This window comes from Streptomyces sp. NPDC001450, assembly GCF_053597295.1.
The window spans coordinates 1-11,388 of the sequence record NZ_JBSFHY010000088.1; the positions used below are offsets into that span (position 1 = coordinate 1).

Genomic DNA, 11,388 nt, shown 5'->3' on the forward strand with positions numbered 1-11,388 from the left:
CCCGGGCCGCGTCCTCCGACGTGTAGACCTCGCACTTGTGCCGACCGTCGGGCGTCGCCGTGTGCTCGACCTCCCACTGGGAGACCTCCCGGGCTCGGCGAAGCTCTCCCGCAGGACGGCCCCCGCCCGCCCGTCGGCGGGCGCCGGGTCCTGCGCGACCCAGCCGGGGCGCAGCAGCAGCATCTCGTCCTGCTCCGCCGCCTCCCCGTCCGCCCCGGGCGCCGTCGGCTGCGCCGACCGCGCGGTCAGGGCCGCTAGCGGCCGGCCGGTCTCCGGATCCGGCGTGTCCGAATTCAGCCAGTACCGCTCACGCGCGAAGGGATACCCGGGGAGGCTGACCCGGCGCGCGGACGTGGCCGAGGGGTGCACCGCCTCCCAGTTCACGGCGGCTCCGTCGGCCCACAGGCGCAGCAGGCCGTCGTACGCACCGCGGCCGGACCAGTCCGCCACAGCCGCCCTCAGCGCCTCGTCGTCGGAGCCGCGATCGGAACGCACGGTGCCCCGAGTCCAGGCGCCGGGCCGTCGCGGGTCGGAGGCGAAGGCGTCCAGCTGCGCCCTGGCGTCCTGGAGCGACGCCGCGGCGAGGGCCAGGCGCTCCTGGAGCGCCATCCGTCCGACCTGCAGCGTCCAGGCGACATCCTGGAGATCTCCGTCGCCCAGCTCTGCCAGCCTGGCGCTCAACCGCCTTGCCTGTTCGGCGAGTTGCGCCTCGCTCTGGGCGGAGAGCACCAGCAGTGCGGGCCGGTCGCCGGCCGCGGCCCCAGCCGGGCGCGGGGCGGGTTCGTACTCGGCGATGACCACATGGGCGTTCGAGCCGCCTCCGCCGAAACCGGAGACACCGGCGATCCGGGGGAAGGTGCGGACCTCTCCGTCGATCTCCAGCGTCGGCCGCCGCCACGGCTCCACGTGCCGCTGCACCCGCAGCGCGGTGCGCGCGAAGTCGATGTGCGGATTGAGCCGGTCGGAGTGCAGGCTCGGCACCAGCTCCTGGTGCTCCAGCTGCAGCAGCACCTTGGTGACTCCGGCGATGCCGGCGGCGCTCTCGGTGTGCCCGATGTTCGACTTGACCGAGCCGATCGCGCAGTGCCGCGGCGCGCCACCCACCTGCTGGAAGGCCTTGGTCAGCCCGGCGATCTCGATCGGGTCGCCGAGGGACGTCCCGGTCCCGTGCGCCTCGAGGTAGCTCAGTGCGCGCGGGTCGACTCCGGAGGCGGTGAGCGCGGCGGCGATCACCTCACCCTGGGCCACCGGGGTGGGCACCGAATAGCCGGTGGTGCGTCCGCCGTGGTTGAGCGCGGTTCCCTTGATCACGCCGTAGATGTGGTCCCCGTCGGCGACGGCCCGCTCCAGCGGCTTGAGCAGGACGGCGCCGACTCCCTCACCGGGCACGTAGCCGTCGCCGCCCTCGCCGAAGCTGCGGCAGCGCCCGTCGCTGGAGAGGAAGCGTCGCTCGCTCAGCACCAGGTACTTGTTCGGGTGGGGGCTGAGATTCACGCCGCCGGCGATCGCCGCATCGCACTGGCCGGACTTGATGGCCTCGCAGGCCAGGTGGATGGAGGTCAGAGAGGACGAGCACATGGTGTCCACGGCCATGCTCGGACCATGGAAGTCGTAGAAGTACGACACGCGGTTGGCGATGGTGGAGGCGCTGCCCCACAGGGCGACCCGCTCGCCGCGTTCCTGTGCCTGAGCGCCCAGCAGCTGGTACTCCTGGTACATCACTCCGACGAAGACGCCGACCTTGCCCACCGGTCCGCCGGGGGCGGCCACCGTCCGGGCCAGCGACTCTCCCGTGTGGCCGGCGTCTTCCAGCGTGTGGTGGACGCACTCCAGGAACAGGCGCTCCTGGGGGTCGAGATAGTCCGCCTCGAGCGGTGAGATCTGGAAGAACAGCGGGTCGAAGCGGTCTATGCCGTCGAGGAAGCCGCCCCACCTGGCCGTGGCCGAGCCGCCGGCCTCGGCGAACCGGCGGTGGTCCCAGCGCTCCGCGGGGACCTCGCGGATGCAGTCGCGCCCGGAGCGGAGGTTCTCCCAGAACTCGCCGAGGTCCGCCGCCTCCGGGTAGCGGCCGCTGACTCCGACGATCGCGATGTCGGTGCGGGCATGCTCCGGCCCGGGAGGCGCGGGCCGAGCCGCGACCGGCTCTTCCCGCCCGGGCAGCTGCCCTTCCTGTGGGACGGGGACCGCCGGTGTCTGTACGGTCCGGGCCGTGTCCGGCAGGGCGCGCGAGCTGATTCCGTTCAGGTCCACGCACACACGGCCTTGCTCGTCGAAGAGCGTGACGTCCAGCCGTGCCGACGCGGCGTCGGTCGCGCTCCCCCGCTGGTGCCGGATCCAGGCGTACGCCTTGGCGGGGGTGGCGGCGAACACGGTCATTCGCTCAAGGGCGAACGGCAGGGCGAGTTCTGCCGGGCGCCCGTCGGACTGCGCCGCCGTCGGCCACAGCCCGATGCTGGCGTGCAACGCACCGTCCATGATGCTCGGGTGCAGCCGGCAACGGTCCGGGAGCTCGGCCGCCGTGGGCAGCTCCAGCTCCGCCAGCGCTTGAGGTCGTCCCGCGTCGTCCGTGCCCACGCCCAGCTTCACCAGGGAACGCTGAGCCGGTCCGTAGGCCAGGCCCATACGGTGGTACCGGCCGTAGATGTCCGCGGCGGGAAGAACCGTCTCGGCGCATGCCGCGCGCAACTCGTCCAGGAGCGGCAGCCCGCGCTCCTCGACTTCCACCACGCTCGCCCGACCCTGGCTGCACAGGGTGCGTCCGCCATCGGCTTGCGGGCTGTGGATCTCGTACTCGCAGCCGCCTCCGGGCAGCGTGCGCACACTCACGGTCAGCTCCAGCCCGTCCGGACCGCAGATCGCCGGGCGCAGCCACACGACGTTCTCCAGCCGCACGCGGTTCGGGTGCTCCTCGCCCAGGGTGCGCGCGACCGCTTCGCGGGCCATCTCCAGGTGCGCCACTCCGGGCAGGATGAGGTGGCCGCGCACCTGGTGGTCCCTCAGATACGGCTCATCGCCACCCAGACTCGCCCGGTGGGCGACGCCGTTGCCGTCCGGTACGGGGCGGTGCAGCATCGCATGCGGACGCTCCCGCTCCCGGAGCTCTCGGACAGCCGGGTCGTCCTGCCCGGCCTGCGGCGTCGGCGGCGCGGACTCCCCGGACTCGGCACGGCCGGGGACGAGGTGCTCGGGGTAGGTTCCGGCAAGGTGCGCCGCCAGGGCCCGCACGGTCCGGTGCTCGGAGAAGACGGTGGACGCGAGCGCCAGACCGTAGCGGTCGTTCAACCGATCGGTCAGGTGGGCGAGTCCGGCCCAGTCGAATCCGAACTCGGCGAATTCGCCGTCCAGGTCCACATCGTCGGCCGACACCTCCAGCAGCGCGGACACCTCGTCGGTCAGCGCGGTACGGACGGCGGGCAGCAGGTCCGCCGGGTCGGTCTCGCTCCGCGGAACGGCCGCGGGCGCGGGTACGGGCGCAGGTGCTCGTAAGGGTGTGGGCACGGGTACGGGCTCGGAGTGCGGCTGGAGAACCGGCGTCCGCGAGATCGGTGCATCGGGCACCTGCGTCTCCAGCCACGCCGCCAGATCGGCCACCGTCTTGTGCTCGAACATCACCGTCGGCGACAACGACACCGACAGCCGATCCTCCAGATCCGCCACCAAAGACAGCAGATCAGCCGACGCCAACCCCAACTCGTAATATCCGACACCCACATCGACCTGCGCCGACGGCACCTCAAGACGCGCCGCGACCAGATCCCGGACAACCCCCACCAGATCCCGGCCGGCAGCCACCGGCACAGCCCCCGCCCCGCCCGCCGGAAACGCCCCGGACTGCGTCTCCAGCCACGCCGCCAGATCGGCCACCGTCTTGTGCTCGAACATCACCGTCGGCGACAACGACACCGACAGCCGATCCTCCAGATCCGCCACCAAAGACAGCAGATCAGCCGACGCCAACCCCAACTCGTAATATCCGACACCCACATCGACCTGCGCCGACGGCACCTCAAGACGCGCCGCGACCAGATCCCGGACAACCCCCACCAGATCCCGGCCGGCAGCCACCGGCACAGCCCCCGCCCCGCCCGCCGAAGACGCCCCGGCGGCAGCGGGTGCTGCGCCCGGGGCCGACTCGCCCCGGACATCGAGGTTCGTCGCGGCTCGGACCCGCTTGGCCACGAACTGGCCGATCTCGGCGACCTTCATTCCGGTCGCGTCGTAGAACTCCACCCTCATCCGGACGAGTTCGTCGTCCCTGCGCACGGACTCGGCCGGAACCCTGACGAAGCACCGCCTGCCCAGTGCGCCCCGCGCCCGGAACGACTCGAACAACAGGGGAAGGTAGAGCCCCTGGCCGTCGTTGCCCGTGTGGAGCATGCCGATACCCACGCCACCACCGAGCAACCCCGCCTCGAACAGCGCGGGATGGAAGAGGAAGGCATCCGTGGTGCCGTGGTACTCCGGGGCGAGTTCCAGCTCGGCGATCCAGTCCCCGGGACGGTGGTGCACCACACCGTCGATCTTCATCAGACCCGAGTGGTGCAGTTGGTGCTCACGGCACCAGGAGTAGATCTCGGTCAGCGAGGTGAGCCGGTCCGCTCCGGTGACGGGCACCTGCAGCCGCTCCCGGAAGACGGACGGAGGGCGACGATGCGCGGCCACCACCGCGTGCACGACCTCGGTGGTGTCCTCCGGACGCCGACTGCGGACCTCGATCCGCCACCCGCCCGCCGGCGCCGGACATCCCTCGACGGTCGCCTGGACCTGCTCGCCGGGTGCGGCAACGAGCGGCGCGAGGATGGTCACGTTCCGCAGCTCGATGTCCGGCATGGCGTACCCCTGCCGGGCGAGCATCTGCAGCACCAGGTCCACATAGCCGACACCGGGCAGGAGACTGCGCCCGTATACGACGTGACCGTGCAGCAAGGGATTTTCGGAAGTGATGGTCAAAGTCTCGGCGAACATGGGCGAATCGGTCATCGGTATCCATCCCAGAACAGCGTCGAACCGGCCTGGAGCCGCTTCCAGGCCCAGCCGTAGGAAATCTTCCGGAGTACGCCAGGAGAACTCCGGGATCACAAGCCGGGATTCGCTGCGGACAGACCCGGTATACAGACGTCCAAACCGCTTCGAGGCAGGGTCCGATGACACCGAATCGACACAACTGTCGACGGCATCGGAGTACGTTCAATGCGCAGCACAGAGCCCCGGCAACGCCAGGCAGAATGCCCAGCAGTGCATCGCTCCGGCGATCTGGATGCAATCCCGCTAGAGTGCGCGAATTTTCATCGTGTCCCCCGTGTGTTCACTGGTCCAGCACACATCCACCCCCGGTGGCGGTGCGTCACTGCGGCAGGTCTCCTGGTGCGTCACCCAGGTACCGAGCTATGGCGACTCTAACCAGAGCGACTGGTGGGGCGCAATGGAAGCCCTGTGACCCATGCGCCCCACACTCAATCCTGTTTCAACCATCTGCCTCCCCGTCAAGACTGCGGACCGAGACGGCACTTGCCAACCGGGCTGCGTTTGGCACAACATCGTCCGGGCGGCCCGCCGGCGGTCGCACATCCCTCCCCCGGCTTGCCGCCCAGCCCCGTCGAAGAACAGCGAAGCCACTCCGGACCACGCCTGGTTGATTCCGTCCGAACGGCGATTTCCAGCCATGACAAGCGATTGAAACGCCCCGGGGGATAGCGGGGATGGGACCTTTGCACATTGCACGACCGTATGGGGCCGGGCTACGGTGTAGCGGCGCTTTCCCGGTTCGAGAAGATTCACTGGATGAGTTGGGGGCATGGGGGCCAGGACTCTTGTCTCTTGCCCGGTCCGTCGAGTGTGCCGAATTTTTAACCTCGCTTTGCCAGGGGAAGTCGAGGGCCGCGTTGCACCCCTGTTCATATCCGGCACTGTTCCCGATTGAGGTGGGGGCCCGGCTCAAACCGGATGAGCTGAGCGAGGACGGATTCCTGAGCGCCGGGGGGAACGGCGCTCACATTGCGTGACGGAGAGACCCCCGCCACGAAGGCCGTACCGGCTGGGCCGTCCACCCGGTCGCTGCCCCGTGACTCCCCACGAAGCCAACCGCTGATGAGCCGACAGCGCTGATGCCCTGGAAGGAAGGTTGTGCAGTGAATCAGCAGGTCACATCTAGAATTCACCACCTCGGCGTGCAGACAGCAGACCTGGAGAACTGCCTGAGCTGGTACGTTGAATTTTTCGAGGCCGAGAAGCGGTGGGAACTGGACAAGTTCTCCGAACTCACGCTGAGCCGGCTTCCCGGAATTCGTCGCCTGATCGAGGTGTCTGCCGGAGATGTGCGCTTCCATCTCTTCGACCGCGCGGGCCACAGCGGTCGGCAGCCCGACGAGGAGGGGTACCTCTTCCAGCACGCATGCCTCCAGGTCGGCTCACCCGAGGATCTCGACACGGTGCGTCACCGCTGGATGGAGCTGTACGAATCCGGCCGGTACACGTTCGCCCGGCCCGACCAGCCGACCGACATCGTCACCGACGACGACGGGGTGATGAGCCTTTACCTCTTCGATGTGAACGGCCTTGAGTTCGAGTTCGCCTACATCCCCGACGGTGACCGGTGAGGACCCCGGGCGAGGCCCCTGGCACCGAAGACACCGGGATGACCGACTGGGATTTCGGTGATTTTCCCTTCGGCCTGGAGCTGCTGACCATGCCACCGGTCGGCTCCTCGCGGGCGACGGCCGTCACCCCCTATGTGGCCGGCCCGTGCGACCCCGGCCTCACCGTCATGCGGCTTCGGTTCCTGGCGGACAGTCCTCTGCTGGACGACGTGCCCGAGGAAGCGCGCAAGGTCTCCCACGAGCAGATCTTCTGGTTTCGCTGGATCACCGGGCATCAGATCACCTTCGTCATCTGGCACCTGATGGGCAAGCTGCTGGAACAGACAGCGGAGCGCGAGGGGCCGGACCAGTCCACGGCCGCCAGACTCGAGACGTACGCGTCCGGCTACAACGCCATGCTGTTGTACACCGGTTCGTGCCCGCTCGACACGTACCAGAGCCTGATCAGGCCACGCATGTACCTTCAGCACCGGAGCTTCAGCGGTACCTGGGCATCCGACTTCACCCCGGTACGCAGCCTGTTCCGGGGGCGGGGCCCGGCAAGAGGAGCCACCCGGGAGGCGGCCCGGCTGGCCCGCGCCGTGGAGATCAACAAGGCGATACACGACGGTATTGCCGCCCGGCTGGTGCCCGCGGGGAAGTCGTTGCTCCAGGAGGCCATGGCAGGGCCCGTCGTTCGCCCGTCGGAGCGTACGGCGTTGCTCTACGACAACTTCTTCATGACCCTGCGCGGTCCGGTGGACGACGACGCCATCATCGCCCAACTGCTCCGCAGACTGCGGGCGGTGGCCGTGGACCTCGCCGTCAACGGCCTCTATCCGCTGGATCACGAGGGCGAGGAGCGGCCCGAGGAGCTGCGACGCGCCGAGGTGGCGGACTGTGAGAACCGGATCGGTCACGTCCTCTACGAGGTCGGCGAAGCCGCCGTCGCCCCGGCCGGTCTCTTCTCCTATCAGTGAGACGTACGGCGGGGGAGCAAGCCGGTCGGTCGGTCAGCGACAGCGCCGGCGTCGACGCCGCCGACCCTGTTGCCCTGTGGAAAGGAACACTTGCATGCGCGCCGCTGTCTTCCGCGCCTCGCACGACATCGGTGTCGAAGAGGTGCCGAACCCGGTGATCCGGCGGCCTGGCGACGCGGTGGTGCGGGTTCTCATGGCCTGCATCTGCGGCACCGACCTGTGGGCCTACCGGGGCATGACCGACCGCCGGCCGGGCCAGCGCATCGGGCACGAGTTCCTCGGCGTGGTCGAGGAACTCGGTACGGACGTCACGGGCTTTGCGGTCGGTGACCTGGTTGTCGCGCCCTTCGTCTGGTCGGACGGTGAGTGCGGCTACTGCACCGAGGGCCTGACCACGTCCTGTGAGCACGGCGGATTCTGGGGGCAGGAGGGATCGGACGGCGGGCAGGGCGAGGCGGTGCGTGTGCCGTACGCCGACAGTACGCTCGTCGCGCTCCCCGCCGAGGCCGCCTCGGATCCGCGCCTGCTCACTGCGCTGCTCACGCTGTCCGACGTCCTGGGCACCGGCCACCACGCGGCGGTCGGTGCGGGAGTGCGCCCCGGCTCGACCGTCGCCGTCGTCGGGGACGGTGCGGTGGGGCTCTGCGGTGTCCTGGCCGCGAAACGACTGGGCGCCGAGCGCATCATCGCGCTGGGCCGCCATCCGGCGCGGGCGGAGCTCGCCCGGACGTTCGGAGCGACGGACGTGGTGCCGGAGCGCGGGAAGGCGGCGGTCGAGGCCGTGCGCGAACTGACCCGTGGTCAGGGCGCGTCCGCCGTGATCGAGGCCGTGGGGACCGAGCAAGCCATGCGGACGGCGGTGGAGATCGCCAGAGCAGGCGGCTCGATCGGCTACGTGGGAGTGCCGCACGGCAGCGCCGCGGGCCTGGACCTGGACGTGCTCTTCGACCGGAACATCGCTCTTCGTGGGGGTGTCGCCCCGGTACGGAGATACATTCCGGAACTGCTGCCGGCCGTCCTGGACGGAACGATCGACCCGTCGCCCGTGTTCGACCTCTCGGTCGGGCTGGAGGACGTACCGACGGGCTACCGGGCCATGGACGAACGCACCGCCCTGAAGGTGCTGGTCACGTTCTGAGCCGTCGCCCTCACATCTGAACCACGCGACGGCCACGAGCCCGGCGCCACGAATCGAAAGGTGTGCTTGACCTTGTTCTCTTCACCCGCCCGAGCTGGTGAGCCGTCATGAGCAGGATGAACGGCGCTCGTGCCGTGCTGGAGACACTGTCCGGCGGCGGCATCGACGTGTGCTTCAGCAACCCCGGCACATCGGAGATGCACCTCGTGGCAGGGATGGTGGCCATGGCCGAGATGCGCAACGTGCTGTGCCTGTTCGAAGGGGTCGCGACCGGAGCTGCCGACGGATACGGCCGCATGGCCCGAAAGCCCGCTTCCACCCTGCTCCATCTCGGACCCGGGCTCGGCAACGGGCTGGCGAACCTGCACAACGCCCGCCGGGCCGGGACCCCTCTGGTCAACATCGTCGGCGATCACGCCACCTACCACGGGCCGTTCGACGCCCCCCTGAACTCGGACATCGAGGCCATGGCCCGGACCGTGTCGAAGTGGGTCCGCCGGACCGAGCAGGTCGCCGACGCCGGCAGGGACACCGCCGAGGCCATCGCCGCCGCCCGGACCGCCGTAGGACATCTGCCCGGTGGTGTCGCCACTCTCGTCCTTCCCTCCGACGTCTGCTGGTCCGAAGGCGGCTTCGCCGCTCCCGTGCCCGCCGTTCCGTCTCCGGCCGTTGAGGCACACGAGGTGGAGCGAATCGCGAAACTCCTGCTCGGCAGCGAACGCTGTCTGCTCCTGGTGGGCGGGGACAACATGCGGCGCTCGGGGCTGACGGCGGCAAGCTGCATCGCCGCGGCCACCGGGGCGCACCTCCTGGCCGAGAAGTCCCCGGCACGGCACGAGCGGGGAGCGGGCATCCCTGCGGTGGACCGCCTCCCCTACTCCCGGGACCCTGCCGCGGCGCGCCTGGCAGGAGCGCGGCACATCATCCTCGCCGGAGCGCGGACCCCGGTGGCGTTCTTCGCCTACCCCGGCAAACCGAGCACCCTGATCCCCGACGGCTGCGAGGTCCACGACCTCGGCGCGGCACCTGAGGCCCTTGAGTATCTGGCCGAACTGGTCGCGGCCCGCACATCACCGGTCACCGCCGATCCGCGCCGGCCGGGGATGCCGAGCGGTGCGCTGACCGCCGAGAAGGCCGCTGCCGTCCTCGGCGCTCTCCTGCCCGAGGCAGCCGTAGTGGTCGACGAGGCCATCACGTCCGATCAGTGGCTGCCGGAAGCCACTGCCGGAGCGCCCGTGCACGACTGGCTCAACATCACCGGTGGTTCCATCGGCATGGGCATGCCGGTCGCCACCGGTGCGGCCGTCGCCTGTCCCGGCCGGCCCGTCATCAGCCTGGAGGCGGATGGCAGCGCCATGTACACCCTGCAGGCGTTGTGGACCCAGGCCCGTGAGCAACTGGATGTGACCACGGTCATCTTCAACAACGGCTCCTACGCGATCCTCGACGGCGAGATGCAGCGCGTCGGTGCGTTCAGCGGCGCCGAAGTCGACCGCAGCAGGTCCTTCATCGACATCCCCGGGCTCGACTTCGTCTCTCTCGCGAACGGCATGGGTGTGCCGGCCGGCCGGGCCCGCACCGCAGAGGAACTCGCCAGTCAGCTGCGCAGGGCCCTGGCCGAGCCCGGGCCACACCTGATCGATGCCGTAGTTCCCCCCGTGACCTCGTAGCCGACAGGTCCACGACTCCCCGAGGAGGGAGCATGACGTCCAAGTCCACTTTCCGGCAGGTGTCCGTCCTGCCTGGTGTCTGGCCGTCACCCGGCTTGCTCGACGCCCTGGCCCCGATGAGTGACAAGCCGGTGCTGAGGCTGACCGAATGGCCGCCGGCGGCGGCATCGGTGCGGCAGTCGTACGCGGACACGGACGCACTGCTCGCAGGCTGGAAGGACAACCTCGACGCCGACCACATGCGTCGGCTGCCCGCCCTGCGCTACGTAGGTCTCCGGGCCACGACCACCGAACACATCGATCTGGAGTACGCGAACCGACACGGCATCACGGTGGCCCCGATCTACGGCTACGGGGACACCGGAACGGTCGAGTTCGTCATCGAGCAGCTTCTCGGACACGCGAGACACACGACGAAGGACTCCTCGCCCGGTGAGCTGGCGGGGCGTCGGCTGGGGCTCATCGGATTCGGCAGCGTGGCCAGGAGTGTCGGCCGGGTGGGCATGGCGCTGGGGATGGACGTGGTCTTCCACACGCCCACCCACCGTCCTACGGCCGCAGGGGAACCCCGTTGGGTGCCCCTGACGGAGGCACTCGGTTCCGCGGACTGCCTCGCCTTCCACTCACCTGCCTACCGGCACGTCGTCACCCTCGACGAGCTGCGTCTCGTCCCTCCGACGGCTCTGGTGGTCATCACGACTCTGGGTCTTCCCATGGCCGAGACCGCCCTGCGTGCCTGGCAGTCGGCCCGGGAAGGCCGGACGGTGATGGACCTGTGTGCGGCCCACGCCGTCTCGGATGACACGATCCGGCTTCCCGGGGTCGAGGTGCACGACTTCTACGCGGCACGGACCAAGGAGTCGGTCAAGCGTGCTGAGGCTCAGCTGGTCGAGAATCTCGCTTCGGCCCTTGGGCAATGACCCTGTGACGGGGCGGACGGCGGAAGCGGCCGGGACACACTCCGATCGGCCTCGGACACGACCCCGATCACCCGGCCGTCGCCCTCCAGCACCGGTAGGGCACTG

Annotated in this window: 5 protein-coding genes and 2 pseudogenes; 5 read left to right on the plus strand and 2 right to left on the minus strand. The window is 69.7% G+C overall.

The window, feature by feature from the left end:
- Both ACWC5O_RS44420 and ACWC5O_RS44425 read right to left on the minus strand, forming a co-directional pair.
- Positions 1-103, minus strand: a pseudogene (locus ACWC5O_RS44420) (DUF6227 family protein); the annotation flags it as partial.
- A 488-nt stretch (positions 104-591) separates the two neighbouring features.
- Positions 592-4,980, minus strand: a pseudogene (locus ACWC5O_RS44425) (beta-ketoacyl synthase N-terminal-like domain-containing protein); the annotation flags it as partial.
- 1,148 nt (positions 4,981-6,128) lie between these two features.
- Here ACWC5O_RS44425 and ACWC5O_RS44430 point away from each other — a divergent pair.
- The 5 genes from ACWC5O_RS44430 to ACWC5O_RS44450 all read left to right on the plus strand — a co-directional run bounded on the left by ACWC5O_RS44430 (position 6,129) and on the right by ACWC5O_RS44450 (position 11,283).
- Entirely contained in the window at positions 6,129-6,596 is a 468-nt protein-coding gene (locus ACWC5O_RS44430; RefSeq protein ID WP_450587760.1) for a VOC family protein, read from the plus strand.
- 38 nt (positions 6,597-6,634) lie between these two features.
- Positions 6,635-7,555, plus strand: coding sequence for a hypothetical protein (locus tag ACWC5O_RS44435; RefSeq protein ID WP_450587759.1), 921 nt, complete (start codon positions 6,635-6,637; stop codon positions 7,553-7,555).
- Between the two features lie 94 nt (positions 7,556-7,649).
- On the plus strand, positions 7,650-8,693 hold the full coding sequence (locus ACWC5O_RS44440) for a zinc-dependent alcohol dehydrogenase family protein (RefSeq protein ID WP_450587757.1): 1,044 nt from the start codon (positions 7,650-7,652) through the stop codon (positions 8,691-8,693).
- Between the two features lie 107 nt (positions 8,694-8,800).
- The gene (locus ACWC5O_RS44445; protein ID WP_450587756.1) at positions 8,801-10,363 is read left to right on the plus strand and encodes an acetolactate synthase large subunit; all 1,563 of its coding nucleotides are present in this window, start codon (positions 8,801-8,803) and stop codon (positions 10,361-10,363) included.
- Positions 10,364-10,395: 32 nt separating this feature from the next.
- Positions 10,396-11,283: an NAD(P)-dependent oxidoreductase gene (locus tag ACWC5O_RS44450; protein ID WP_450587754.1), complete on the plus strand. Its 888-nt coding sequence runs from the start codon at positions 10,396-10,398 to the stop codon at positions 11,281-11,283.
- The last annotated feature ends 105 nt before the right edge of the window (positions 11,284-11,388 follow it).

Coding starts and splice junctions, on each gene's coding strand:
- ACWC5O_RS44450 (WP_450587754.1), top strand. CDS start 10,396: ATGACGTCCAAGTCCACTTTCCGGCAGGTGTCCGTCCTGCCTGGTGTC.
- ACWC5O_RS44445 (WP_450587756.1), top strand. CDS start 8,801: ATGAGCAGGATGAACGGCGCTCGTGCCGTGCTGGAGACACTGTCCGGC.
- ACWC5O_RS44435 (WP_450587759.1), top strand. CDS start 6,635: ATGACCGACTGGGATTTCGGTGATTTTCCCTTCGGCCTGGAGCTGCTG.
- ACWC5O_RS44440 (WP_450587757.1), top strand. CDS start 7,650: ATGCGCGCCGCTGTCTTCCGCGCCTCGCACGACATCGGTGTCGAAGAG.